A 26,880-nucleotide genomic window follows, 5' to 3' on the forward strand; every position below is an offset into this window, starting at 1 on the left:
TAGCGTCTCGTAGTCCGGAGAAGGCAAAGTCGCCATCCGGTAAAAAAAAGCCAGGAGGGTGGTTATGAAGAAACGTGCGTCTTTTATGACTCTGATGCTTATTGGCGTTTTACCAACTGCCTGGGCGGTTGATTATCCATTACCGCCGGAAGGCAGTCGTCTTGTTGGGCAAAATCAAACCTACACGGTGCAGCCGGGGGATAAAAACCTTCAGGCCATTGCTCGCCGTTTTGATACCGCCGCGATGCTTATTCTTGAAGCAAATAATACCATTGCGCCGGTACCTAAACCGGGCACGTTAGTGACTATCCCGTCGCAACTGTTATTACCGGATGCACCACGAGAAGGGGTCATTGTTAATCTGGCGGAATTAAGACTTTACTATTACCCGCCTGGCGAAAATATCGTTCAGGTTTATCCCATTGGCATTGGTTTGCAAGGGCTGGAAACGCCGGTTATGGAAACCCGAATAGGGCAAAAAATACCGAACCCAACCTGGACGCCAACCGCGGGCATCCGTAAACGCTCGCTTGAACGTGGGGTGACGTTGCCACCGGTTGTGCCCGCAGGACCCAATAACCCCTTAGGCAGCTATGCACTGCGCCTGGCGCACGGTAACGGCGAGTATCTCATCCATGGCACCAGTCAGCCTGATAGCGTGGGTTTGCGCGTCAGCTCCGGTTGTATCCGCATGAACGCGCCGGACATCAAAGCCTTGTTTGCCCAGGTCAGAACGGGAACGCCAGTAAAAGTCATCAATGAGCCGGTAAAATATAGCGTTGAGCCGAACGGGATACGCTATGTGGAAGTCCATCGCCCATTGTCGCCTGAAGAAGAGCAGAACGTGCAGACGATGCCCTATGTCTTGCCGGCAGGCTTCACCCAGTTCAAAGACAGCAAAGAGGTTGATCACGGGCTGGTAGATAAGGCGCTGTACCGTCGGGCGGGCTATCCCGTTGCGGTGTCGCCAGGTCAGTCGCCAGCAGCAGTGACAGTGCCGATGGCGCAGTCCGCGCAGAATGGTTCAGTGAGCGGTGAAACGCAAACGCAATAAATGTGAAGGGTAAACGCAGGGCAAAAAAAATGGCGCACAATGTGCGCCATTTTTATTACACAGGTACTATTACTTACGGTATTTAGTAGCCTGGTTGTCCAGACGCTGGTTAGCGCGAGCTGCGTCGTCTTTAGCAGCCTGAACGTCGGAACGCATTGCGTTCACGTCGTTGCTCAGCTGGTCAACTTTAGCGTTCAGAGTCTGAACGTCAGAAGACAGCTGATCGATTTTAGCGTTGCTGGAGCAACCAGCCAGCAGAGTAGAACCCAGGATTACCGCGCCCAGTACCAGTTTAGTACGATTCATTATTAATACCCTCTAGATTGAGTTAATCTCCATGTAGCGTTACAAGTATTACACAAACTTTTTTATGTTGAGAATATTTTTTTGATGAGAAGACGCTTATTTTTGATCGTTCGCTCAAAGAAGCATCGAAACGGGCAAATTTGACTAAAAAACTGTGTGAAAACAGGCTGCTTCCATCGGATTCATCTTAGATAATCTCTAATTAGATAGTGAAATCCGATTTGCTTTTTTATTAATGATGGCTATCGAAGAAATAAAAAAAGCGCCACATGGGCGCTTTTTTATCCGAATTAATTCACACAGGAATTATTACAGGACGTGAACAGATGCTGTGTTGGTCGTACCGCTCGGTACCAGTGCACCGGAAACCATGACCACGATGTCGCCTTTTTGAGCCAGACCACGATCAACTAACTGCAGGGCAACTTCTTTACCCAGACGGTAGAAATCATCTGTAGAAGCGATCTCTTTTACCAGATGCGGTATAACGCCTTTGCTCAGCACCAGCTGACGCGCGGTCGTTTCGTTAGTGGTCAGTGCCAGAATAGTGGCATCCGGGAAATATTTACGGATAGCACGGGCAGATTTACCGCCCTGGGTTGCGACAACAATCAGCGGCGCTTCCAGTTTTTCCGCGGTTTCAACGGCGCCACGGCAAACGGCTTCAGTGATGCGCAGTTTACGGCTGTCGTTGCTGTAATCCAGACGGCTGGTCATAACGCGGTCGGTACGCTCGCAAATGGTCGCCATGATGGAGACCGCTTCGAGAGGGTATTTACCTTTTGCGGATTCACCAGACAGCATAACGGCGTCAGTCCCGTCGAGGATGGCGTTAGCCACGTCGCCCGCTTCTGCGCGGGTCGGACGCGGGTTTTTGATCATGGAGTCGAGCATCTGGGTCGCGGTGATAACCACTTTACGTGCGCGAACACATTTCTCGATCATCATCTTCTGCGCGAAGATCACTTCTTCAACCGGAATTTCAACACCCAGGTCGCCACGAGCAACCATGATGCCGTCAGACGCTTCGAGAATTTCGTCGAAGTTGTTCAGGCCTTCCTGGTTTTCGATTTTGGAGATAATCTGGATGTTTTCGCCGCCGTGCGCTTTCAGGTGCTCACGGATTTCAACCACGTCAGAACGTTTACGGATGAATGACGCAGCAACGAAGTCAACGCCTTGCTCGCAACCGAAGATCAGGTCTTGTTTGTCTTTCTCGGCCAGCGCTGGCAGGGCAATGGAAACGCCCGGCAGGTTAACGCCTTTGTTCTCACCCAGGTCGCCGTTGTTCAGCACTTTACAGATAACTTTGTTACCTTCAATGGCGGTAACTTCCATACCGATCAAACCGTCGTCGACCAGAACGGTGTTGCCAACGGACAGATCGCTGGTGAAGCCTTCATAGGTCACAGCAACGATTTCATTATTGCCGACAACAGACTTGTCAGTCGTGAACGTGAAGGTCTGGCCCGCTTTCAGGGAGACGTCGTTGCCGCCTTCCAGTTTGATGGTGCGGATTTCCGGACCTTTGGTGTCCAGCAGAATAGCGGCTTTTTTGCCGGTTTTGCTCATCACATTGCGCAGGTTCTGGATACGCTGGCCGTGTTCTGCATAGTCGCCGTGGGAGAAGTTCAGACGCATCACGTTCATGCCCGCGTCGAGCATTTTGGTCAACATCTCTTCAGATTCGGTTTTCGGACCGATAGTACAAACAATTTTGGTCTTTTTCATGACAGTCTTAGTCTTTAAGTTGAGAAGGATATGGAAATCTGGCTGCCGGGGCGCACGGCCAGGTAGCTAAACAAGTATTACGAAAGTTGTGATGTCTCGCTCTAAGGATAGGTGACATCGAAAGAGCGTGCAGAGGAATGTGTGCTCGTGTTTCAGCCCAACGGAAAGGGTCGCTTTGTAGTCGCTGAGTATGACAGGTCAATGTGCTGAAACCATTCAAGAGACAATTGGCGCGCATTATAAGCCAAAATGAATCAAAAAGGAAAATGGAAACAGCGTTTCAAAAGGTATCTGTGCAGATTCACAACAATTTGTTATTAAACAAGTCCTGTATGCCAATTGCGCGAACGCAAAATGCACGTCGATTTGCGCAACAAGACATATTCCTTCAGGTTATAACAAATGTCTTTTTATTCATTTCAAAATTATCTCCCTCTGCATACACTCGTTTAGACATCCATACTGCTAAAAAGCCCTGAGCAATAGCAGAACCAGAATTTGCTGCAGTGGAAACGATAACGACATGATTGTCCTCAATAATATTTCGAAAGTGTTTACGCCAGGCAGGCTTTCCATCACTGCCGTTGATAACGTCAATTTGACGGTTGAACAGGGACAAATTTACGGCATTATTGGCTATAGCGGCGCGGGAAAAAGTACCCTGATACGTTTGCTCAACGGACTGGAAAAGCCGACGACGGGAAGTGTGACTATTAATGGGCAGGACATTGCCGCTGCGCGTGGCGAAACGCTGCGCCAGGCACGTCTGAAGATCAGCATGGTCTTTCAGCATTTCAATTTACTCTGGTCACGTACGGTCAGTGAAAATATTGCCTTTTCCATGCAGATTGCCGGGACGCCAAAAGCGCAAATTAAAGCGCGCGTGGCAGAGCTAATTGACCTGGTCGGGCTGACCGGGCGCGAAAATGCCTATCCGTCACAGCTAAGCGGAGGGCAAAAGCAGCGCGTGGGGATCGCTCGCGCACTGGCAAACCGTCCCGATGTGCTGCTGTGTGATGAAGCCACATCGGCGCTTGATCCGCAAACCACCGACCAAATCCTCGATTTACTGCTGGATATCAACCGTCGTTTCGGGCTGACCATTGTCCTTATCACCCATGAAATGCACGTAGTGCGCAAAATTTGCGACCGTGTCGCGGTGATGGAAAACGGTAAGGTGGTCGAAGAGGGTGAAGTGCTCCAGGTTTTTACCCATCCTCAGCAGCCGATCACTCAGCAGTTCGTCCGTCAGGTTAGCCAGTATGTAGAAGAAGAGGCGTTTAATCCGCAACTGGTACGTGAGTTGGGTGGGACGGTCATTAAATTGACCTTTACCGGCCACAGCACACATCGACCCATTGTCGGTGAACTGACCCTGCGCTACAGCCTGCCATTCAATATCCTGCACGGCAAAATGACCCAAACGGCACATGGCGTATTTGGTCAGCTCTGGCTGCACGTGGTGGCGTCTGAAGAGCAACTGGACAATATTTTAGCCGATGTGCAGAGCAGCGGCATTGAGGGCGAGGTGGTTCGTCATGACTGAGAATCTTTTCCCTCATCTGAAATGGGATCAACTGCTTACAGCCACGCAGCAGACGCTTTACATGACGGCACTCTCCGGTGTGGCAACGTTTGTGCTGGGAATCGCACTGGGGCTGGCGCTCTTTCTGACCGCGCGTGGCGGCCTTTTCCAGAATCGTGCGGTATACAGCGTCATTTCACTGGTGGTGAACATTTTCCGTTCGATTCCGTTCATCATCCTGATTGTTTTATTGATTCCATTTACCAAAGCGCTGGTCGGCACCATTCTCGGCGCGGATGCCGCCTTACCGGCACTGATCGTCGGGGCCGCGCCTTTTTATGCCCGGCTGGTAGAGATTGCCCTGCGTGAGGTCGACAAGGGCGTTATTGAAGCGACGCGCGCTATGGGCGCTCGGTTCAGCACGCTTATCTTTCGGGTTTTATTGCCTGAATCTTCACCCGCTCTGGTGTCCGGTATCACCGTGACGCTGATTGCGCTGGTTAGCTACAGCGCGATGGCGGGCGTGATTGGTGCAGGTGGTTTAGGGAATCTGGCTTATCTGGAAGGATTCCAGCGCAACCACAACGACGTCACGCTGGTGGCGACGGTGACCATTCTGGTCATTGTTTTCATTATCCAGTTCTGCGGCGATGTGATCACTTCTCTGTTAGACAAACGCTAATAAAATACGGGAACCATAATCATGAAAAAAACACTGACATTACTCGCAGCAGCAACCTTAAGCGCTCTCAGCTTTACCGCATGGGCAGAAACGCTGACCGTCGGCGCTTCGAATGTGCCACATGCCGAAATTCTTGAGCAGGCTAAGCCGATTCTGGCAAAGCAGGGGATCGATCTGGAGATTAAACCGTTCCAGGACTATATCCTGCCAAACACCGCGCTGGCGGGGCGTGAGATCGACGCAAACTATTTTCAGCATATCCCCTACCTCAACAGCGTACTGAAAGATCATGCCAACGATAAAACCTATGATTTTGTCAGCGCGGGCGCAATTCACATTGAGCCCATTGGCATCTATTCGAAAAAGGTGAAGTCGCTGAAGGATTTACCAGAAGGCGGTAAGGTGATCATGCGTGACGCGGTTTCTGAAGAAGGTCGCATCCTGTCAATCTTCGAGAAAGAGGGCGTCATAAAGCTGAAGCCAGGTGTGGATAAAGTCAGTGCGCGCATCAGCGACATTGTCGAAAACCCGAAAAAGCTGCAATTCCTGCCCAATGTTGAAGCGGCGCTGCTTCCGCAAATGTACAACAATGATGAGGGTGACGCGGTAGTGATTAACGCTAACTACGCTATCGATGCGGGTCTCGATCCTGTACACGATCCAATTGCAGTTGAAAGCGGTGAAAACAACCCTTACGCCAACATCATTACTGTCCATCGCGGCGATGAGAAGAAAAAAGATATCGTTGCACTGGTCGACGTTCTCCATTCCAAAGAGATTCAGGAGTGGATCCGTACCAAATATAAAGGCGCCGTCATTCCGGTAAACAACTAATCCGCCTCTTGCCGGGTAATGGCGCAGCCTTGCCCGGCAATCGTCCACTTATTTTACTGATTTTCTTTGTTTTTTGTCTTAATAGCCAGAGTAAGATATGCTTTGAGTATGTGCTAGCGAAGAGACAATAATAATGGGAAACCTGACAAAAGAAGATGAGTTGTACCGTGAAATGTGCCGGGTCGTGGGGAAGGTCGTGCTTGAGATGCGCGATTTAGGACAGGAGCCGAAACATATCGTCATTGCCGGCGTGTTACGCGCGGCGTTGGCAAATCAGCGAATTTCGCGAACCGATATTGAAAAGCAGGCGATGGAAACCGTCATTAAAGCCCTCGCAGGATAAGAACAGTGGGGGGCATCGACTCCCCTAAAATTTTCTATATATAATCCTGTTAATTAATATTGTTACGAATAGTGTGAATAGAAAATGGGTCTGCTTCGCTATATAATTAATTATACCTTGCATTCATTAAAAGATATTTTTCTGGGAACAATATCACATTTATTTCGCAAACAGATGAAAACACGCCACGTATATTAATGATAATAAATCTCACTCCGCATTAATTATTTCTCTTCCCCGCTTTGCTTGATAATGATCAAAGTTTAACCCTTTAAATGTACTCATTATTTATTTCGCCTAACCCTAAAGGATTAGTTTAATTGAGTTTAATCGTGTCACTTATGCGATCCGGTTAAGGCAATAATATCAGCAGTGGGGGGCAACATCAGAGGCTCTGTTTTCGCGTCATTAACATCAGCCTGAAACGTGTTGTCAGCACCGCGTTTGGGAAAAGGATGCGAAATAAATGAATCAGGTTGATCGTCCACTATTAGATTTAGGCTTAACGCGGCTGGAATTCCTGCGTATTTCAGGAAAAGGTCTGGCTGGGTTAACCATCGCGCCCGCATTACTGTCACTGTTGGGCTGTAAGCAAGAAGATGTCGACAGCGGCACCGTTGGGCTAATTAATACGCCGAAAGGGGTGCTGGTCACCCAGCGGGCGCGCTGCACAGGTTGTCATCGCTGCGAAATATCCTGCACAAATTACAATGATGGCGCGGTGGGCACATTCTTTTCCCGCATCAAAATTCATCGCCACTACTTCTTTGGCGACAACGGCCCCGGCTCGGGTGGCGGCCTGTACGGTGACCTGAACTACACACCGGATACCTGTCGTCAGTGCAAAGATCCTCAGTGTATGAAAGTCTGCCCGATTGGGGCCATTACCTGGCAACAGGAAGAGGGTTGCATCGCTGTCGATCATAAACGCTGTATTGGATGCAGTGCGTGTACCACCGCATGTCCATGGATGATGGCTACCGTAAATACGGTAACCGAGAAATCGTCGAAATGCGTGTTATGCGGGGAATGCGCGAATGCCTGCCCGACTGGGGCGTTAAAAATTGTCGAATGGAAAGATATTACTGTTTAAATCTTGCGAAGGAAAACATTATGGCTAACGGTTGGACAGGTAATATTTTACGGGTCAATCTGACAACAGGCAGTATTACCCTGGAAGATTCCAGTAAATATAAGAAATTTATTGGCGGTATGGGTTTCGGCTACAAAATCATGTATGACGAAGTCCCACCCGGCACCAAACCATTTGACGAAGGCAACAAACTGGTATTTGCGACCGGTCCTCTTACGGGGTCAGGCGCGCCATGCAGTTCCCGCGTAAATATCACGTCACTTTCTACTTTCACAAAGGGTAATTTAGTCGTTGATGCGCATATGGGCGGTTTCTTTGCTGCGCAAATGAAATTTGCTGGATATGACGCCATCATTATTGAAGGTAAAGCGGCGTCACCGGTCTGGATAAATATCAGAGACGACAAAGTGACGATCGAAAAAGCCGATTTCTTGTGGGGGAAAGGGACACGAGCCACCACAGAAGAAATTTGCCGAATGACAACGCCAGAAACCTGCGTGACGGCGATTGGTCAGGCGGGAGAAAACCTGGTGCCGCTCTCCTGCATGATAAACAGCCGCAACCACAGCGGCGGTGCAGGTACCGGGGCAGTAATGGGCTCCAAAAACCTGAAGGCGATAGCGGTTGAAGGCACGAAGGGCGTTAACATTGCCGACCGCAAAGAGATGAAGCGTCTCAACGATTACATGATGACCGAACTCATCGGCGCCAATAACAACCACGTTGTCCCCAGCACGCCACAGGCGTGGGCTGAATATTCATCGCCAACGTCGCGCTGGACGGCGCGAAAAGGTTTGTACTGGGCGGCTGCGGAAGGCGGACCGATCGAAACCGGTGAAATCCCGCCAGGCAATCAAAACACTGTCGGGTTTCGCACCCTGAAATCGATATTTGACTTAGGCCCGGCGGCGGAAAAATACACCGTAAAAATGAGCGGCTGTCACTCCTGCCCGATTCGCTGTATGTCGCAGCTCAATATTCCACGAGTGAAAGATTTCGGCGTGCCGAGTACGGGGGGAAATACCTGCGTGGCGAACTATGTTCACACCACCATTTTCCCGCATGGACCAAAGGATTTCGACGACAAGGATGATGGACGCGTGGTCGGAAACCTGGTCGGCATCAACCTGTTTGATGATTACGGCATCTGGTGTAACTACGGTCAGTTGCACCGCGACTTCATCTATTGCTACAGCAAGGGCGTGTTTAAGAGGGTTCTCCCGGCTGAAGAATATGCACAGATCCCCTGGGATCAACTGGAAGCGGGCGATCCGCATTTTATTAAAGACTTCTATTACCGGTTGGCGCATCGCGTCGGTGAATTCAGTCATCTGGCGGACGGTTCATATGCCATTGCCGAACGCTGGAACCTGGGTGAAGAATACTGGGGCTACGCCAAAAATAAACTGTGGTCGCCGTATGGCTTCCCGGTTCACCATGCCAACGAAGCGTCTGCGCAGGTCGGGGCGATTACCAACTGCATGTTCAACCGTGACTGCATGGCCCACACCCATATCAACTTTATCGGCTCCGGTTTACCGCTGAAGCTGCAACGCGAAGTGGCGGCTGAACTGTTTGGCTCAGAAGACGCGTATGACGAAACCAAAAATTATACGCCAATCAATGCGGCCAAAATCAAATACGCCAAATGGACGCTGTTGAAAGTCTGCCTGCATAACGCGGTCACGCTGTGCAACTGGGTCTGGCCAATGACCGTTTCCCCGCTGAAAAGCCGAAACTATCGCGGAGATTTAGATCTGGAAGCGAAGTTTTTCCAGGCTGTTACGGGTGATGAAACTACCCAGGCCAGTCTCGATCTGGCCGCAGAGCGCATCTTCACATTGCACCGTGCCTATACGGTCAAACTAATGCAAACCACCGATATGCGCAACGAACACGATCTCATCTGCTCATGGGTCTTCGATAAAGATCCGAAGATCCCGGTGTTCACCGAAGGGACCGATAAGATGGACCGTGATGATATGAAAGAGTCCTTCACGCTCTTCTATCAGGAGATGGGCTGGCATCCGGAACTGGGTTGTCCAACACGCGAGACGTTACATCGACTCGGTCTTGAAGATGTCGCTGCCGATCTGGCCGCGCAGAATCTGTTGCCGGCGTGAGGACGAGTCAATGAGCCATCCTGGGGATGAGGTCAGTCACATTGAATCTGATGTGGACCTGGATAAACGCCAGTGGTTGCAAGGGGGGCGTCAGCACGTTGAGGATGAAACCGTGCCTGACGCCCCGGCAAGCCCCGTTGACATCATGGCGGATTTTATTCGCCAGCACTCAACATCGGGACAACTTGTCGCACGAGCTCTGTTCTTGTTGCCGCCCTATGCCATAGAAGAGACGGCGCTTTCACCGCTGCTTGAAGCCCTTATCAGCGGTGAGGCAGGAGCGGACATCGTGTGTGTGCACGGCTCTCAGGATGATTATTACTTCTCAACCCAAACCATGACAGCGAACTACGCCGATATGTGCGTTCAGGTCGTTGAAAAGGATATATGTCGGGCAATCGCACAGGCGGTGCGTTTCGATTGCCAGACCTATCCGCGTCCTTACAAGGTCGCCATGCTGGAACAATCGCCTTACGGTTTTGATCCGCAGCAGATTGAAACCGCGCTCGCCGCGATTGAAACGCATCCCGACTTTGCAGACATTCGACCTGTGGCGGCGTCTAACGACGCGCTCTACCTGTTTAGCGAGCGGTACATGAGTTACGGCAAGGCTTATGGCCTGTGCGAATGGCTTGAAGTTGAGCAGTATCAGAACCCCTGAATTCAAGGAAAGCGTGGGCGAACGCGACCACAGCATTAGAGGATAACAAGATGTCCTTCACTCGACGGAAATTTATGCTTGGCATGGGGACGGTCATATTTTTCAGCGGCCCAGGCCAGACGTTGCTTGCCAATACAACGAAAAAGAAACCCGCACAGTATGTCATGATCCACGATGAATCACGCTGTAATGGCTGCAATATCTGCACCCGCGCGTGCCGGAAAACGAATCATGTTCCTGCGCAGGGAAGTCGCTTATCGATTGCCCATATTCCTGTGTCAGATAACGACAACGAGACGCTCTACCATTATTTCCGTCAGTCCTGTCAGCACTGTGAACAGGCACCTTGTATGGCGGTCTGTCCCACCGGAGCGTCCTGGCGCGACGAACACGGTATTGTGCGCGTTGACAAGGCGAAGTGCATTGGTTGCAGTTACTGCATCGGAGCGTGTCCTTATCAGGTGCGTTACCTGAACCCGCAAACGAAAGTGGCCGATAAATGCGATTTTTGCGCCGAGTCCCGGCTGGCGAAAGGGTTCCCGCCAATATGCGTTTCGGCGTGTCCGGAAAACGCGCTGCTGTTTGGGCTTGATGACAGTCCGGAAATCAAAACCTGGCTACGGGAAAATAAATACTATCAGTATGAATTGCCAGATACGGGAGAGCCTCATCTGTATCGCCGGTTCGGTCAACATTTGATTAAAAAGGAAAATGTATGAACGCGTCGCAGAATGCTGAACAGTTTCAAGCCCAACTGGCGAACTACGTGCCTGTGTTTTCCCCTGAATACTGGCCGGTCTGGCTGGTGATCGCCGGACTACTGCTGGTCGCGATGTGGCTAGTGCTAGGGCTTCACGCCTGGCTTCGTTATCGGGGTGCTAATAAGACGACGGCCGGGCACGGTGAGAAGGTTTATCTCTACTCCAGAGCTATTCGTCTTTGGCACTGGTCGAACGCGTTGCTCTTTGTCCTGTTGCTCGCCAGTGGCCTGATAAATCACTTTGGGCTGGTGGATGCAGCGGTTATACAAAGCCTGTTGGCAGTCCATGAAATCTGCGGTTTTCTGCTGCTGGCGTGCTGGGTTGTGTTCATTCTGATTAATGCGCTTGGCGGCAATGGCCACCATTACATCATTCACCCGGAAGGCTGGATGGGGCGCGCAGTCCGACAGGCCCGTTTTTATCTGTTCGGCATTATGCAGGGCGAAGGGCATCCGTTCCCGGCCACGGCTCGGGCGAAATTCAACCCGCTGCAACAGGCGGCTTATGTCGGTGTGATGTACGGGTTACTGCCACTGTTGTTGGCAACAGGGTTACTTTCTCTTTATCCTCAGGCCGTTGGCAATCTGTTCCCCGGTGTGCGCTACTGGTTGTTACAGGCACATTTCGCGCTCGCGATTATCAGTGTGTTCTTCATTTTTGGTCACCTCTATTTATGTACCACGGGGCGAACACCAACGGAGACTTTCCGCTGCATGGTTGACGGCTATCATCGGCACTAGCCCATGATGATCTCGCGGAAGGATTTGCGAGCATGGCGGGTCGGCCCCGTCATGTATCGCTGGTTTTTACGCCGTTTCCCCGAAGGGGGAAACTATGCGGACGTTCACCGCGCGCTAAGTCGTGAAGGCTATCTCGACTGGGCGAACAGTCTGGTGGAATACGCCTGGTCGCGCTGGCTGGATGAAGAGAGCTTTGCGCGGCAGGATATTTCTGCGATGGCGCGCCTGTCGGAACCGTGTGAATCAGAGTGGGTCGGACAAATCGCTGATGCAAATGACAGTGCTAATCTTGGCTTTGCCGGAGATAACCTCAAAATTGCCAGCGCGGGCTATGCGTCGCAGCTTGCCAGCGCGGGCTATTGTGTTCGCATTGGTAGCGTGGGATACAACACACATATCAGCAGTTCCGGCGATCGCGCCCGCGTAGCGGTGGCGGGCAATTCGACGCGTATTAGCAGCGCCGGTAATGGTTCGCGAATCGCCAGCAGCGGAATGCGCGTGCGGGTGAGTACGCTCGGGGAAAGGTGTCATGTTGCGAGCAATGGCGATCTGACGCAGATCGTCAATTTCGGCGCCAGTGCCAAAATAGCCAATAGCGGTGATAACGTCCACATCGTCTGCACCGGCGAAAATGCGGCTATCGCCAGTACGGGTATTATTGATTCATTTATCCTGGGTCCAGGTGGCTGTGCCGCGCTGGCGTACCACGACGGCGAACGTATGCGGTTCGCCGTTGCGGTAGAAGGAGAGAACGGTATTCGCGCCGGGGTAAAATATCGTCTTAACGCGCAGCATCAGTTTGTCGAATGTTAGTCCCTTGCGTTCGTCGCTGGACGACGTTCTCCAGCCCGTAGCACAGCAGGTAATACACCAGTCCGGTAAAGATGAAGATAGCCGCCGGATAGACCTGCTCGCGGTTATTGACCTGTCCGGCCACGGTGGTCAGTTCCGGAACGTTAACAATAAACGCCAGCGACGTATCCTTCAGCAAGCCGATAGTAATGCCTGTCAAAGAAGGCAGTACATTACGCAGTACCTGCGGCAGCAAAATCAACCCTAACGCCTTGGCAGGCGAAAACCCCTGTGTCATTGCTGCCTCATATTGCCCGTGAGGGAGCGCCGTCAATCCTGCGTAGACGGAATGCATAACCGAGGCCGCAGTAAACCACGCCAGCGCCAGCGTCACGGTCGCCCCACCGGGAAGATCGCTTCCAGTCAGCATGGGCAGTAGATACCACAGCCAAAATATGACAAAGATAAGTGGGATCCCGCGAATGAACTCTGCCCAGATAAATAGCCCGTTGCGAACCCTTCCCGGATAACGCCAGGCAATACAGGCGAGAATGATGCCGCCGGGCAGCGCCAGTGCAGCTGCGCCGAGCGTCATGAGCAGCGTCAACGCCACGCCACCAGGCTGACCTTCGGCCAGACGCCCCCAAAGTAAATAATCAAGGTTTTCGGTGAGCACCTGAAGATTAGCGATCATGTTGCGGACTCCTGAACAGTACTCTCAGCGATCTCCGCGTTGTTTTCCGTTTCGGCGTGGGCCCGAAAAATGTCAACGACATGCCGAGCGCAACGCCTGTGAGCAGATAGAGTGCGCTACCGACGGCAAACGCTTCGAGTGCATGCGCATTGTAACTTTCAATTTGCCGGACCTGATAGGTAAGCTCCGCAAATCCGATTCCACTCGCCAGTGACGAGAGCTTCATCAAATTAAGATACTGGCCGACAACGGGCTGCCATGCATTTACCAGCCCCTGCGGCAGCAGAATATAGCGAAACGTACGCCAGGCCGAGAACCCTTGAGAAAGTGCCGCTTCGCGCTGTCCGACAGACACGGCCTGCAGACCTGAAGCGATTTCCTCAACCAGGAAGGCGGAAGTAAACACTGCCAGTCCCCAAACCGAACAGAGGAATTCGGCTGTTAACCACCAGACGTTACCGGGCAAAACAGACCAGGTATGTTCGGCATTAACGAAGTCAATAATGTCCCGGGGAAGCAGATTCCAGCCCGCGAAATACCAGAACATGAGCTGGACCAGAAGCGGAGTGTTACGGAACAGCGATACCCAGCCAGCCACCAGTAGACGACCAAACCTGCTGCCGCTAGGACGAAGTGCTAACAGTAAAATAGCCAGCAGCGTGGCGAGGACAATCCCTGCTGCGCTGACCCACAGCGTGGTAAGAAAACCAGAAACAATCCATTGCAGGGGAAGGCCGGTCAGCACTCCCTGCCAGTCCATAACCGTCATTGTCGTGATGACTCCAGATGCAGCGGATCGAGGACTTTATGCAGAAACTGGCGGGCGCGTGGATGCTGAGGATGGGTGAAAAACACTTCCGGACGGGCGACTTCCAGAATCTCCCCTCCGTCAATAAAGACCACCCGATTGGCAATTTCGCGCGCAAAATGCATTTCATGCGTCACGACAATCATGGTGATACCGCTATGAGCGAGATCTTTCATCACCTGCAACACTTCGCCAATCGTCTCCGGGTCGAGCGCGGAAGTGGGTTCGTCAAAAAGCAGAATTTGTGGTGAAGAGGCAAGCGCCCGCGCAATGGCGACCCGCTGCTGCTGACCGCCAGATAACTGTGCAGGCCAGGCGTCGGCTTTGTCCTCAAGGCCAACGTGTTTCAGCAATTCAAGCGCCCGACGTTGAGCCTGCGCCTTTGTCCAGTCGTGGACAAACTCAAGGGCCAGAGCAATGTTCTGCAATGCGCTAAGATGCGGGTAAAGATTAAACTGCTGAAACACAAAGCCAATACGACTGCGGAGTTGCCGCAACGCGATCCCCTTTAGCTGTCCGATGGGCTTATTATCAATGTAAATGTCGCCGCTGCTGAGTGACTCCAGTTGATTGATGAGCCGGATAAGGGTTGACTTACCTGATCCGGAGGGGCCAAGAATAGTCACCACTTCGCCGGGTTCAACCGTCAGATTGATGCCGTTAAGTACACGGTTTCCGGCGTACTCTTTCACGACGTCACGCAACTCCACGCGCGACTGATGTAGCGCGCTAAAATCCGCAGTCTGCGCTGCGGATGGGGTTAACAGGCTTGCCAGCATCTTACTGAGCCTTAATCGTGAATGCGCGAGGCTGGGGTGTTTTCGTTTCTGGCCCGAACCACTGGTCGTAAATCTGGCTGGCGTGCCCGCTGGATTCGAGTTTCAGCAGTTCGTCATTGACCGCTTTTAATAACGCCGGTTCACCTTTTTTCACCCCGACGCCAATTTCCTCTTTACTGAGTAAATCGGGCAGGATTTTAAAGTCAGCCTTATCCGGCGCTGCGTTGCGTAACCCGGTCAGAATCGTTGAATCCTGGGTGATTGCCTGCACATTGCCGTTACGCAGTGCGGTCAGCGCCAGCGGAATGTCATCGTAGGCAAGCACGCGAGATTGCGGGAATCGCTGGTGTAATGCTTGCTCTCCCGTCGTCCCTTTCACTGCGCCAATTCGCGCACGTTGATACGCATCCAGTTTGTCGGACGATGTTGCCGGAACCAGGAACTGCTGCCCGGTGACGAAATAGGGTACGGAAAAGTCAATGACCTGAGCGCGTTCAGGCGTAATGGTGATGTCCGCCACGATCAAATCGGCTTTACCCGACTGCAGCAACGGAATGCGGTTAGCGGGGTTAGTGGCGACCAGTTCCAGTTTGACGCCCAGAGATTTTGCCAGCGCTTTCGCAAAATCGACGTCATAGCCGACAATCTGATGCGTTGCAGGATCAACGGATCCAAACGGCGGATTCGCATCAAATGTCGCGACTTTTACTACACCTGCCGCTTTGATATCAGCGAGTTGGTCGGCTTGTGCCGGATTTGCCAGTAAGCCTGCGGCCAACATGATGCCGAGAGCCATGATTGAGGTTCTAGTGTTGTTTTTATTCGTTGCCATCATTTCTTCGAAATCCCTGTATTTATTGGTTTGTCCTTTTACGCTCCCACATCTGAGATCCGCTGCAAAATAAGAAAATGTACTTATCAAACGACAAAATAAGATTAGTGAACGGGGGGACTACGCGGGACAGCGTACTGAATATGATATGTGCGCCAGGCATAGCTTTTGGTTACTGGCGGGGGTTCACCGGTAAAAGAGGTTGGAGGTGATTGAGGTGATTAGCATCGGCGGTGCGCCGGGTGGGCATTCTGGTGAAGCCTGTGCCCAGCAGTCACTCGACGTCCTGTAAAATTCACAGACTTGAAAACGGGCCTGAAAGACTACACGAAGTCACCAGGCCCAAGATCGCAGGGGCTACCTGCGTTAACATCAAATTTTGCAGGCGTCGCCGCAATCGTCATCGGCAATGACCGATTCCGCTTTCTTGTCGGCATCTTCCAGACGTTCCGCATTACGCTCTTGCGCTTCTTCTAGTCCGTTAAAAACCAGATTATCGAGATCAATTTCCATCATTTACCTGTACGCGTTCAGTTTTGACATGAAAGCAGTATAGGGCAAAAGTGCCACTGAGATCACCTGTTGCTACGTTATGTTTCGACACCAGAGTAGGGCGTCTGCTGACATTTGTTCAACAACGAACCTGAATAAAATTAATATGCGGATAATATAATATGTATTTCCAACTATTACCGGCACCTTTAATGAATTTTTGGAAAATATAGGTTACCATCAGATCTTAATTGATTGGGCATGCTGGATGAGTATTGACGTAAATCAACGTTCATTATTGTTATGATGTTTAATTTAAGTAATATCTAGTTATCAGGCGAAAACGCTACAACTTCACTTACTATAAATCACTTTATATCGCTAAAAGGCTTTGCTGCCGCATAAAGAGTCGCCAGCAATTGGAAGAAAATTCTCACTTAACACAACTGTGTAGATTAAAGATCTGTGTTGTTGATCATTTGTGGATCTTTGTTCTATTATGAGGTTGTTTAGAAAACGCTCTTCAATCAATAAACACTGCAATAAGGCAAGGAATATTATGGCCGATACGTTCCAGAATGAGGTGCCGAAGTCACGCGTCAATATTCGTCTGGACCTGCATACAGGTGGCGCGCAGAAGAAAGTCGAATTACCGTTGAAAGTATTAACCGTCGGTGATTTCAGTAATGGTAAAGAAATCCGACCATTATCGAAAAGAGAGAAGGTTAATATCAACAAAAACAACTTCAATAGTGTACTTTCAGAATTTAACCCGGAAGTTAATCTCACCGTTCAGAACACCCTTTCTGACGATGGCTCGGAGGAAACTGTCAAACTCAGTTTCTCTGAAATGAAAGATTTCGAACCAGAACAAATCGCCCGTCAAATTCCCCAACTCCGCGCCATGCTCGCAATGCGTAATTTATTACGCGATCTCAAATCGAATCTTCTTGATAACGTCACTTTCAGAAAAGAACTCGAGAAAATTCTTAAAGACCCGGCGTTGTCCCAGGAATTACGCGACGAAATGAGTGCGCTTGCTCCGAAATAAAACGTGGGCGTGTCTTTTAATGGATTAATCGAGTGAATGCTTATGTCTGTCAATAGTGAAAATAGCCTGACTCAAGGGCAAAACCAGGTTCTGGAAAAAGCAGTGGGTGAAAGCGTATATGCTTCACTGTTTGAAAAAATCAATCTGACTCCAGCATCTCGCCTGGGTGATATTAATGCGTTTCTGGACGATACCGCACTGGCTGAAGCGCCAGCTGGCGAACGTCTTACTGCAGCGATGCAGGTATTTATGGATTGTATCCGTAAATCCGGGCAGAGCGTTGAAAAGCTCGATAAGACGCTGATCGATCACCACATCGCAGAGCTGGATTTCCAGATTAGCCGTCAACTGGATGCTGTTATGCATCACGAAGAATTCCAGAAAGTGGAATCATTGTGGCGCGGCCTGAAGCATCTGGTGGATCGTACCGACTATCGTCAAAACGTGCGTACCGAAATTCTGGATCTCTCCAAAGATGACCTGCGTCAGGACTTTGAAGATGCGCCTGAGCTTATTCAAAGCGGCTTATACTGGCACACCTATACCAGTGAATACGACACCCCAGGCGGTGAGCCAATTGGTGCAGTCATTTCTTCGTATGAATTCGACGCCAGTCCGCAAGACGTCGCGCTGCTGCGTAACATTTCCAAAGTCTCTGCCGCCGCGCATATGCCATTCATTGGTTCGGTCGGTCCTAAATTCTTCCTGAAAGAGTCGATGGAAGACGTTGCTGCTATTAAAGATATCGGAAACTACTTCGATCGCGCTGAATATATTAAGTGGAAATCTTTCCGCGACACGGATGACTCCCGCTATATCGGACTGACCATGCCGCGCGTACTGGGGCGTCTGCCTTATGGTCCTGACACCGTACCGGTGCGCAGCTTTAACTATGTTGAAGAGGTAAAAGGACCGGACCATGAGAAATACCTGTGGACCAACGCATCCTTTGCCTTTGCTGCCAATATGGTCCGTAGCTTTATTAATAACGGCTGGTGTGTCCAGATCCGTGGACCGCAGGCCGGTGGCGCGGTGAAAGATCTACCCATTCATCTGTACGATCTTGGCACCGGCAATCAGGTGAAGATCCCGTCTGAAGTGATGATTCCGGAAACCCGCGAATTTGAATTTGCCAACCTGGGCTTTATCCCGCTGTCTTACTATAAGAATCGTGATTATGCCTGCTTCTTCTCGGCAAACTCTGCGCAAAAACCGGCGCTGTACGACACTCCGGATGCTACCGCTAACAGCCGCATTAACGCTCGTCTGCCGTATATCTTCCTGCTGTCGCGTATCGCCCATTACCTGAAGCTTATCCAGCGTGAAAACATCGGTACCACCAAGGACCGCCGTTTGCTTGAACTTGAGCTGAACACTTGGGTACGCGGACTGGTAACGGAAATGACCGACCCGGGCGACGAACTGCAGGCTTCGCACCCGCTGCGTGATGCCAAAGTGATCGTCGAAGATATCGAAGATAACCCGGGATTCTTCCGCGTGAAGCTGTATGCAGTACCGCACTTCCAGGTGGAAGGCATGGACGTCAATCTTTCTCTGGTGTCGCAGATGCCGAAGGCGAAAGCGTAAGACAGGGAGCAGGGATGAAAATATATCGTCCGTTATGGGATGATGGGGCCTTTCTGGCCCCGCAACAATTTCAGCAACAAGCTCGGTGGGATGCGCACGTTGCCGACACCGTCTCAAGAATGGCCATAGCACATCCCTGGGGCGTGCTGTGTGCCGAATTTGATGATGGCGCACTCACGCTCTCCCGACTCAATGCTACGCGTCTTTGTGTTCGCTTCGCTGATGGAACGCTGGTCGATACCGATTTGGCAGACAATCTGCCGCCAGTTTGTGACTTATCTGTCGCAGGACAGGATAACGTAGAAGTGTTGCTTTCACTGCCACTGCTTAGCGCTAATGGTGGCAATCTGGATGACGGGCGCGACAGTGCTCGTCCGCGACGCTGGAAGTCTGAGCGGGTGACGGTCCAGGAATTGGCTGGGCATGAGCGTAGCGAGGTCGCCGTGCTCCGTCATGCGCTTACGCTTCGCCTTTCAACGCAGGAAAACAGCGCGTATCTGACCTGTCCGGTCGCAAGGCTCACCCTGAATACGCAAGGGCAGTGGAGTCTGGACCGGCGTTTTATCCCTCCACTGTTATCGCTGTCAGCAAGCCCAGGCTTGGTGGGTGAACTGAATGATCTTCTGCACAGACTGCAGGCTCGACGTAAGCGCCTGATGGCCATGCGCCGTGAAAGTAACGAAAGAATGGCAGATTTTGCGGTCGCAGATGTCTCGTTGTTCTGGTTGCTTAATGCATTAAACAGTGCTGAACCCGTCATAACGGAGCTATACCAGACGCCGTCTCGCCATCCAGAATTGCTCTATCGCGAGCTGGCAAGACTTGCTGGTAGCCTGATGACCTTTTCGCTTGAGCATAACGCGGGTGACATTCCGCATTACTGGCACGATGAGCCTGAAAAAGTTTTTCCTCCTCTTTTTTCTCTTCTGGATACGTTGCTTGAAGCAAGCCTGCCTTCTCGTGTCATCACCATCGAACTGAAACAGGGTGAAGATCGAGAGATCTGGCGAGGGAAATTGCATGATGCGCGGCTGCGTGAAGGCGCTGATTTCTACCTGTCAGTGCGATCGGCAATGCCAAACCATGAGTTGCAAACCCGTTTTCCGCAACTGTGTAAGGCGGGCAGCAATGATGATGTATCCGAAGTCGTCAATATTGCTCTTAGCGGTATGGTCATTAAGCCCCTTAGTCATGTGCCCGCTGCAATCCCATTGCGCTTGGAAAATCAGTATCTTGCGCTGGATCTGACGACGGCAGCGGCCCGAGCGATGTTAGAGGCAGGAAACTGTACTTTCTACACGCCGGAATCGCTAGGCGAGGTGAAACTTGAACTGTTTGCGGTGCTGCGCTCATGAACACCAAAGATTTAGATCTGATAAATAAAACCTTCTATCCAGGCTGGTTGATGGTCAGTCAGCTGCGTTGTGGTCAGGAGATAAAAGACGGCGATACGCTGTACCGCAGGGCCTGTCATTGGGTAAACCAGGCACGAGATACATTAACTGAAGCAGGGTTCAGCGAGATTAGCTGTGACCGAATGCTCTATGCGTATTGTGCATTATTGGATGAAAGCGTTCTGAACCGTGACAAGGAGGATGACGGTTACCGTAAATGGCGAAAAGATCCGCTACAGGCGCGTTTTTTTCACACGCTTCATGCAGGGGAAGAATTATGGGAACGTATTCGTATCATCCTGCGTGAGCCTTCGCCGGATATCCTGGTTCTGACCTGTCTGTATCGCACTTTGCAACTGGGATTTGTCGGACAATACCGCGAAAAGGATGATGAACGACGTGAGGATGTTGTTCGAGAACTGAGTGAGCGGGTGCCCCCGTTCACACTGAGTCAGGAAGCGCCGATCGTGGTGAAAGCGTCTCGCTTGCGCAGTGGGCGGCGGATGTACTGGCTTGGTTGGGTGGTGGGAATCGTTGTACTGGCGGGACTGTGGTTCACCTTTTCCTCCTTACTGTCACAAATGGTCGAACAGATTGCCGGGCGGGGATAAAGAATGCGCGCTTATTCCTGGATCTTTCTCACGATTTTCGCGGCGGTTTTAGCGTTGTGGCTCGTGCTGGGTTTTTGGCCTGTTTCGATCTGGAATCGTGTTGCCCTTAGCGTCTTCATTCTATTTATGAGTGGCCTGGTGCTTTGGCGATTATGGCGACAACATCACTTGCGCCAGATCCTGAGTGAGCAAATTGACGAGTGTAATTTGCCTCCTGAGGATTTTCAGGGTGCCGTTGTGCTTGTCAGTGGTGATTCGGAAGCATTATTTCCGGTAGGGCGTACCTATCGCGAAACCTTACAGGGATGGTTTCTTAGGGCCGAAAATGCGGAACAACTTCCGTTGCTCGCCCAGCACCTGGCCGCAGTGCGTCCTGCTCTTATCTCGCAGGTTTCTGTCATGTTGGCCGTCCTCCCAGAGAGACAAACATCGGAAGACATTCTGGCGCAGTCTCTGAGAGGGTGGCGACGGAGCATAGTGCAGTGCAGAACGTGGCTTAATGGTGTGCCGCCGGTTTGGGCCGTTACGTGGGTTTCGGCGCCGGCATTTAAAGAGAATGAAGAACCACAATGGTTCACCGTTACGCCGGATTTACCAGGTCTTCGGGTACGCCGTAACGGCCATGTCGCCACACCTGTCGGTGACTGGCAGCATGAGATGCCTGGTGATTCCAAACGACTCACTTATACGCTATGGCTCGAAGGCATACTGAGTTTTGTGAATAGCCGTATTTCTCAGCCGCTCAGTACGCGTCAGGCTGAACTTCCTTCGTTAACGCTCTGCGCAACAGGTATCTGCCTGGCACCTGTCACTGCTGTGGCTGACAACCTCTGGCTAAATCAATTAGCTGAAATCACGACGCTTTCTCCGGAAAGTAAACAGAGTTCGAATGAACTTCCGCTTCCGGAGGTTCTGCTCCCGTATCTGCCACGTCGCCATGGGATCAGTCGCCTGATGCAAGATGCTCGCCTGGCAGGGGGCGCGTGTTTCATCTTCCTCGCATTGGCGATGCTGGCGTCCTTCATTAACAACCAGAGATTGATCCGTAGCGTTGGCGATCATCTTGCTGTTTACGAGCATCTCAGCGGTACGCCACCGCTGCCAAAACAGCAGGCACAACAGCGTTTACGTGCAGACAGTCTGCTGCTCGATGACTGGCAGCGACGCGGAGAACCTTTGCGTTACGGTCTGGGGCTATATCAAGGAGGAAGGCTGATCCCGCCAGTGGAAGCGGCAATTAACGGCTGGATATCTGGTCACCATCTGATGAAGAGCATCCGGCACGACACAATACATCAACTTCCCCCGCTATCGGCAGATGGCAGAACCCGTATTGACCCTCCTAAACCGGAACAGCGGGCATTGCTGAAGCGGTTATATCTACAACAAAGCTGGCAGGAATTACTTGAGCAGGCCGCTGAGATGTTTTCTCGTGGTGCCAATCACCTATGGCTGGATCTGCAATGGTATATCCATCAGGCCTTGTTGAAATCCCGAAAGGAGGCCGAAGCGGCAATAATCCAGAACGATTTGAAAGGACTTCTTTCCCGACTGGCAGGCCTCGAAGAGCTTGCTTTCAGCGACGGTAGTCCCTATGCCGATGAGGTCACGCTGAACTGGATACACCAGCAGGTACTGGATGAGAACGCCGGATGGCGCGAAGAGCACACCGCCAGTACCGCCGGAGATAATGACATTTTGCACCTGGAAGCGGAGGCGTTGGCTATTGCTGATAATGACGGCGCTGATGCGGCTATTAACTGGTTACAAAGCCGACCCGGCACCAGCAACTCCCGCAATCGCTGGTTGCTTCGATTACTGATGTCACGTATAGCGGAGCAGACGGGGAATAATGAACTTGCGCATCACCTTCTCTCTGAGCTTGGTGCTCATGCTTGCACGTTACCGCTCGCAGAATGGGAGCCGGAACTGATATTCGAGGTTAAGGCCCGGCACCTCCGCTTGCTTCGCATGAAAGCCGGGCGCAACGAATCGGATAAAACCCGACTTCAGCCCGAGATGGATCGCCTTCTGGCTGAACTTATTACTATTGATCCTGCCCGCGCAGCAGTGCTGTGTGGTTGACCCTCTCTGACCAAAAAAGATCATGACATGGAAGATTTATCCCTGCGCTATTTTGATGCCGAAATGCGGTATCTACGTGAAGCGGCGAAAGAATTCGCGCAAACCCACCCCGACAGAGCGGCAATGCTCGATCTCGATAAAGCCGGTACGCCGGATCCTTACGTTGAGCGCCTGTTTGAAGGGTTTGCTTTTTCGATGGGGCGACTGCGCGAGAAAATAGATGACGACCTGCCGGAACTCACGGAAGGCCTGGTAAGCATGTTATGGCCACATTATTTGCGCACCATACCGTCGCTGTCTGTCGTGTCGCTGAAACCCGATTTACCGGCAATGAAAATGGCAGAAGTCCTTCCTGCCGGGCTGGAAATTTACTCTCAACCTGTAGGGCCAAAAAAAACGGTCTGCCGGTATCGTACAACAAATGATGTCACCCTAAACCCATTGGACATTTCCGATGTTGTAATGACAACTGAGCCTGATGGACGATCTGCGCTACGAATTCGCTTTACTTGCAGTGGGCAAGCGGACTGGGGGCAAGTGGACCTCCGCAATCTGCCACTCTATCTTGGCGAGGATACTGTCACGGGCACTGCGCTTCACCTCTGGCTGACAAAGCGGCAGGCAGGATTGTATCTCCGTCTGGATGGGCAAACAGATCGAATTAAAATAGACGGCTATTTTTCGCCAGGGGGATTTGCTGAGGAGGATGGTCTGTGGCCGAAGGGAGAAAGTGCTTTTAGTGGTTATCAACTCCTCCTTGAATATTTCAGCTTCCGTGAAAAATTTATGTTTGTGCATTTTAACGGCATGGAAAACCTGACCCTCCCTTCAGGAACGGTCAGGTTCGATATTGAAGTGGTTTTTAACCAGGTATGGCAGAGCGACTTGCCGGTAACAGGCAACACCCTGCGAGCGCACTGCGTTCCGGTAATAAATCTGTTCACACTTGAAGCAGATCCGTTGACGATTAGTGGGTTAGAAAGTGAATACTTGTTACGGCCGAAACGGCTTCAGGACGGCCATACCGAGATTTATTCGGTAGACAGTGTCACTGGATCGGGGCGAACGGGTGATGCGAGATATGTGCCATTCACCAGTTTTCGACATCAGGGGGGGATGATGCGTCGGCATGCACCAGAGCGCTATTACCACACACGCGTTAAGCGAGGGGTTACCGGCATGCACGACACATGGTTGATATTGGGGGGGCAGCAGTGGGAAACGGACAGAATGCTCGACAGGGAAACCCTCTCATTACGCATTACCGGAACCAACGGGCAACTACCGCGTCGGGCACTCCAGAGCACGCTTCTGGACAGTTGTGAACAGGTGTCTGAAATTTCGCTGGTTGTACGTAATCTTTGCAAACCGACATTACCTGCCTATCCTCCGGCAGAAGACCGCTTTCACTGGCGAGTCTTGAGTCATCTGGGTACCCGGTTTCTGAATATGATGAGCAGCGCAGAGGTGCTCCGGGGCACGTTGGCTCTTTATAACTGGCGAGACGATGAACTCAATAATCGTCGTCTGGATGCCATTCTGAACGTTCAGCATCATCGTTTACAGCGCTTTGAAGGCGGCTTTCTGCTGCGTGGACTGGATATTGAAGTCACGATCGATAGCAATGGTTTTACCGGTGAAGGTGATATCCATCTGTTTGGTGAAATGCTTAACCGCTTTTTCGCTTTGTATGCCGATATGAATCAGTTTAACCAGCTTACGTTGATTGTTCAGCCTGAAGGGAAGAGTATCCGATGGAAAGAGAATCACAATCAGCGCCTGCCCGGCTAATCGCAGCGCTACGGCATCAACTGCCGCACATGAATTTTTATCGCTTTTGCCAGTTGTTGGAGCAGAGCCAACCTGACGCCTCAATACCGGGATCCCAGTGGCGGATGAGTGATGAACCCGTTCGTTTTCGTCCGCATCCGGGTATGGGGTTTCCGGCCAGTGAAATTAAAGGGATGGAAGACCCGGCCCCGGAACACCCCCATTTGCCGCCAACGATCCGTGTCACCTTTATGGGGCTGTACGGGGTAGAGTCGCCGCTACCAACGCACTACATCGATGATATTGCCCAACGACGAGAAGGATATGAAGCGACTCAGGACTTTCTGGATATCTTCAATCATCGATTGATTGCGCAGTACTATCGAATCTGGCGTAAATACTCCTATCCAGCCACTTTCAAAGCCGGTGGAACGGACAATACATCACAATACCTGTTAGGACTTGCTGGATTAGGTATTCAGGGATGTGCGTCAAATGCAGGCACGCCGCTTTCACGCTTTCTCGCACTACTCCCGGCAATGCTGCTGCCGGGGCGCACTGCAGAAGGGCTGGGGACCTTAGTAAAACTGCTGGCCCCTGATACCCGCACCACGTTGTACCACCATGATCGCTGTCGGATCCCGTTAAAACAGCCTCTGAAGATGAGCACAAGGCAACAGGTGAGTCTGAAGCAACGACCCGTCATGGGGACGCATGCCACGGATGTTAATGGTCAGGTGTTGTTGCGCCTGACCACTGATAATTCAGAAGAAGTAAAAGGCTGGTTGCCGGGTGAAGAGTTACACAATGATCTGATGGCCCTGCTACATGTTTACCTCGGTTCAAATTTGGATGTGCGATTGCAACTGCATGTGGCACGAATTCTTCTTCCGGATGCGCAGTTGTCCTGTAAACCGCGCCAGGGAGTACAACTCGGGCGAACGGCAGTACTCCGTCCACTGAATCAACAACAAAACCGTGATGACATGATCACAATTAATCTCGGACGCTATCAAGGCGTACAGGAAAATTTTCACCGAAGGGAGAGTGACGAAAATGGCGATTACCGCTGGTAAAGTTCCGGCCATATTATTGGTATTAATAACAGGTATTTCCCTGGCTGGCTGTGGACTGACACAGAAAGTAAAGGACAGCACAATCTCTGTGACGAAATCCATTTTCTATAAACAGGTGAAAACGCTGCATCTGGATCTTCAGGCGCGGGAAGGGGTCAACAATAATGCTAATGGCGCATCGCTGGCGACGGTAGTGCGAATCTATCAATTACGCGATCGTAAAAGTTTTGACGACAGCGACTATCCATCACTGTTTGCCGACGACAGTCAGGCGATTAAAGCTGATCTCATTGCGCAAAATGATGTCCGCCTGCGCCCGGGGGAGACTGTAACAATAGATGTGCCCATGGAAGAAGATGCACAATTTGTCGCGATAGCAGGAATGTTTATTGACCCGGACCAGGTGAATAATACCTGGCGACTGGTACTCGCGCGCGAAGAACTTGACCCGGACAAGCCTCGCATTATTGAAGCCAGAAATAATGTTCTGACGCTACATCCAGTAAAGGATGAATAAAATGCTCCAACCCTCCCTGTATGAAATGCTGTACGGAAATTTTGCTGGAGGCATTGACCTGCCTGTTGTCAGCGAGGAGAACCAGGTCATCCTCTCGGTACTGGATAATATGCAGTGTATTCTCAATACGCGTGCTGGAACGTTGGCACACTTGCCAGATTATGGACTGCCGGATATGACAAAAATACTTCAGGGGATGCCGGGAACCACCCATCAACTTATGCAGACGCTCACTTCGGTACTGCTTAAATATGAACCTCGATTGAAATCACTAAAGATCATACTGCTGGAACAAACTCAACCGGGGGAATTACGCTACGCTATCGATGCTGAACTGATAGCTACAGGTCTTGTTCGTTACGGTACAGAGTTTATGCCCGAGGGACGCGTTCTTATTCGTCACCTAAAACAAGAGAATTACCTGGATAATCATTCCGTCATTTAATTATTTCCGCGGATATTGCCTTTGGAGTTTAATTTCAGGGTTTTATTTGCTTTTTAATATGAATTATTACGGATAGATATTCATAAATATCCTT

27 protein-coding genes are annotated in these 26,880 nt (G+C 51.1%); 20 read left to right on the plus strand and 7 right to left on the minus strand.

Features of this window, described 5'->3' with window-relative positions; all coding sequences use genetic code 11:
- The first annotated feature begins 64 nt into the window (after positions 1-64).
- A complete protein-coding gene (locus HVY19_RS09280; protein ID WP_181684012.1) occupies positions 65-1,054 on the plus strand; it encodes a L,D-transpeptidase family protein in 990 nt (329 codons plus the stop codon).
- A 69-nt stretch (positions 1,055-1,123) separates the two neighbouring features.
- On the opposite strand, the gene lpp is transcribed toward HVY19_RS09280, so the two are convergent.
- Positions 1,124-1,360: a murein lipoprotein Lpp gene (lpp, locus tag HVY19_RS09285; RefSeq protein WP_001082307.1), complete on the minus strand. Its 237-nt coding sequence runs from the start codon at positions 1,358-1,360 to the stop codon at positions 1,124-1,126.
- Positions 1,361-1,669: 309 nt separating this feature from the next.
- Positions 1,670-3,091, minus strand: coding sequence for a pyruvate kinase PykF (gene pykF, locus HVY19_RS09290; RefSeq protein ID WP_181684013.1), 1,422 nt, complete (start codon positions 3,089-3,091; stop codon positions 1,670-1,672).
- A 523-nt stretch (positions 3,092-3,614) separates the two neighbouring features.
- On the opposite strand from pykF, the gene HVY19_RS09295 reads away from it, so the two are divergent.
- The 10 genes from HVY19_RS09295 to ydhT all read left to right on the plus strand — a co-directional run bounded on the left by HVY19_RS09295 (position 3,615) and on the right by ydhT (position 12,666).
- Positions 3,615-4,637 (plus strand): ATP-binding cassette domain-containing protein, encoded by a 1,023-nt coding sequence (locus tag HVY19_RS09295; protein WP_181684014.1) that lies wholly within the window; start codon positions 3,615-3,617, stop codon positions 4,635-4,637.
- Positions 4,630-5,298, plus strand: coding sequence for a methionine ABC transporter permease (locus tag HVY19_RS09300; RefSeq protein WP_181684015.1), 669 nt, complete (start codon positions 4,630-4,632; stop codon positions 5,296-5,298). Before HVY19_RS09295 ends, HVY19_RS09300 begins: the two co-directional genes overlap by 8 nt.
- Before the next feature lie 21 nt (positions 5,299-5,319).
- Positions 5,320-6,132 carry a MetQ/NlpA family ABC transporter substrate-binding protein gene (locus HVY19_RS09305; protein WP_181684016.1) on the plus strand — a complete coding sequence of 271 codons (813 nt, stop codon included), beginning with the start codon at positions 5,320-5,322 and terminating at the stop codon, positions 6,130-6,132.
- A gap of 133 nt (positions 6,133-6,265) precedes the next feature.
- Positions 6,266-6,475 carry a fumarate hydratase FumD gene (gene fumD / locus HVY19_RS09310; RefSeq protein ID WP_181684017.1) on the plus strand — a complete coding sequence of 70 codons (210 nt, stop codon included), beginning with the start codon at positions 6,266-6,268 and terminating at the stop codon, positions 6,473-6,475.
- 466 nt (positions 6,476-6,941) lie between these two features.
- A complete protein-coding gene (locus HVY19_RS09315; protein WP_181684018.1) occupies positions 6,942-7,568 on the plus strand; it encodes a ferredoxin-like protein in 627 nt (208 codons plus the stop codon).
- Positions 7,569-7,588: 20 nt separating this feature from the next.
- Positions 7,589-9,691: an aldehyde ferredoxin oxidoreductase gene (locus HVY19_RS09320; protein ID WP_181684019.1), complete on the plus strand. Its 2,103-nt coding sequence runs from the start codon at positions 7,589-7,591 to the stop codon at positions 9,689-9,691.
- 10 nt (positions 9,692-9,701) lie between these two features.
- Positions 9,702-10,352 (plus strand): YdhW family putative oxidoreductase system protein, encoded by a 651-nt coding sequence (locus HVY19_RS09325; protein ID WP_181684020.1) that lies wholly within the window; start codon positions 9,702-9,704, stop codon positions 10,350-10,352.
- A gap of 50 nt (positions 10,353-10,402) precedes the next feature.
- Positions 10,403-11,071: a 4Fe-4S dicluster domain-containing protein gene (locus tag HVY19_RS09330; RefSeq protein WP_181684021.1), complete on the plus strand. Its 669-nt coding sequence runs from the start codon at positions 10,403-10,405 to the stop codon at positions 11,069-11,071.
- Positions 11,068-11,853 carry a thiosulfate reductase cytochrome B subunit gene (gene phsC, locus HVY19_RS09335; protein WP_181684022.1) on the plus strand — a complete coding sequence of 262 codons (786 nt, stop codon included), beginning with the start codon at positions 11,068-11,070 and terminating at the stop codon, positions 11,851-11,853. Before HVY19_RS09330 ends, phsC begins: the two co-directional genes overlap by 4 nt.
- Positions 11,854-11,856: 3 nt before the next feature.
- Entirely contained in the window at positions 11,857-12,666 is an 810-nt protein-coding gene (gene ydhT, locus HVY19_RS09340; RefSeq protein WP_181684023.1) for a protein YdhT, read from the plus strand.
- Here ydhT and HVY19_RS09345 read toward each other — a convergent pair.
- The 5 genes from HVY19_RS09345 to HVY19_RS09365 form a co-directional block, all read right to left on the minus strand.
- A complete protein-coding gene (locus HVY19_RS09345) occupies positions 12,635-13,339 on the minus strand; it encodes an amino acid ABC transporter permease (protein ID WP_181684024.1) in 705 nt (234 codons plus the stop codon). The genes ydhT and HVY19_RS09345 overlap by 32 nt on opposite strands.
- On the minus strand, positions 13,329-14,108 hold the full coding sequence (locus HVY19_RS09350; RefSeq protein WP_181684025.1) for an amino acid ABC transporter permease: 780 nt from the start codon (positions 14,106-14,108) through the stop codon (positions 13,329-13,331). Before HVY19_RS09350 ends, HVY19_RS09345 begins: the two co-directional genes overlap by 11 nt.
- Positions 14,105-14,926 carry an amino acid ABC transporter ATP-binding protein gene (locus tag HVY19_RS09355; protein WP_181684026.1) on the minus strand — a complete coding sequence of 274 codons (822 nt, stop codon included), beginning with the start codon at positions 14,924-14,926 and terminating at the stop codon, positions 14,105-14,107. Before HVY19_RS09355 ends, HVY19_RS09350 begins: the two co-directional genes overlap by 4 nt.
- A 1-nt stretch (position 14,927) precedes the next feature.
- Positions 14,928-15,761, minus strand: a complete 834-nt coding sequence (locus HVY19_RS09360) for an ABC transporter substrate-binding protein (protein WP_181684027.1) — start codon at positions 15,759-15,761, stop codon at positions 14,928-14,930.
- Positions 15,762-16,130: 369 nt separating this feature from the next.
- Positions 16,131-16,271: a hypothetical protein gene (locus HVY19_RS09365; RefSeq protein ID WP_152404854.1), complete on the minus strand. Its 141-nt coding sequence runs from the start codon at positions 16,269-16,271 to the stop codon at positions 16,131-16,133.
- Between the two features lie 538 nt (positions 16,272-16,809).
- Between HVY19_RS09365 and tssB the strand changes: the two genes are divergently transcribed.
- The 9 genes from tssB to tssE are packed head-to-tail and all read left to right on the plus strand — an operon-like array spanning position 16,810 to position 26,786.
- Entirely contained in the window at positions 16,810-17,301 is a 492-nt protein-coding gene (tssB, locus tag HVY19_RS09370; protein ID WP_181684028.1) for a type VI secretion system contractile sheath small subunit, read from the plus strand.
- Positions 17,302-17,343: 42 nt separating this feature from the next.
- Entirely contained in the window at positions 17,344-18,888 is a 1,545-nt protein-coding gene (tssC, locus tag HVY19_RS09375; protein ID WP_181684029.1) for a type VI secretion system contractile sheath large subunit, read from the plus strand.
- A 14-nt stretch (positions 18,889-18,902) separates the two neighbouring features.
- The gene (gene tssK, locus HVY19_RS09380) at positions 18,903-20,243 is read left to right on the plus strand and encodes a type VI secretion system baseplate subunit TssK (RefSeq protein ID WP_181684030.1); all 1,341 of its coding nucleotides are present in this window, start codon (positions 18,903-18,905) and stop codon (positions 20,241-20,243) included.
- Positions 20,240-20,893 carry a type VI secretion system protein TssL, short form gene (tssL, locus tag HVY19_RS09385; RefSeq protein ID WP_181684031.1) on the plus strand — a complete coding sequence of 218 codons (654 nt, stop codon included), beginning with the start codon at positions 20,240-20,242 and terminating at the stop codon, positions 20,891-20,893. The genes tssK and tssL overlap by 4 nt, the downstream gene beginning before the upstream one ends.
- A 3-nt stretch (positions 20,894-20,896) precedes the next feature.
- Entirely contained in the window at positions 20,897-22,978 is a 2,082-nt protein-coding gene (locus tag HVY19_RS09390; RefSeq protein ID WP_249419103.1) for a type VI secretion system domain-containing protein, read from the plus strand.
- Positions 22,979-23,005: 27 nt separating this feature from the next.
- Entirely contained in the window at positions 23,006-24,769 is a 1,764-nt protein-coding gene (tssF, locus tag HVY19_RS09395; protein WP_181684032.1) for a type VI secretion system baseplate subunit TssF, read from the plus strand.
- The gene (gene tssG, locus HVY19_RS09400; protein ID WP_181684033.1) at positions 24,733-25,824 is read left to right on the plus strand and encodes a type VI secretion system baseplate subunit TssG; all 1,092 of its coding nucleotides are present in this window, start codon (positions 24,733-24,735) and stop codon (positions 25,822-25,824) included. The genes tssF and tssG overlap by 37 nt, the downstream gene beginning before the upstream one ends.
- Complete coding sequence (gene tssJ / locus HVY19_RS09405; RefSeq protein WP_181684034.1) at positions 25,805-26,341, plus strand: type VI secretion system lipoprotein TssJ; 537 nt, start codon at positions 25,805-25,807, stop codon at positions 26,339-26,341. The genes tssG and tssJ overlap by 20 nt, the downstream gene beginning before the upstream one ends.
- A gap of 1 nt (position 26,342) precedes the next feature.
- Positions 26,343-26,786: a type VI secretion system baseplate subunit TssE gene (gene tssE, locus HVY19_RS09410; protein WP_181684035.1), complete on the plus strand. Its 444-nt coding sequence runs from the start codon at positions 26,343-26,345 to the stop codon at positions 26,784-26,786.
- The last annotated feature ends 94 nt before the right edge of the window (positions 26,787-26,880 follow it).

The sequence above is a fragment of the Citrobacter sp. RHB25-C09 genome, assembly GCF_013836145.1.
Lineage (GTDB): Bacteria > Pseudomonadota > Gammaproteobacteria > Enterobacterales > Enterobacteriaceae > Citrobacter_A.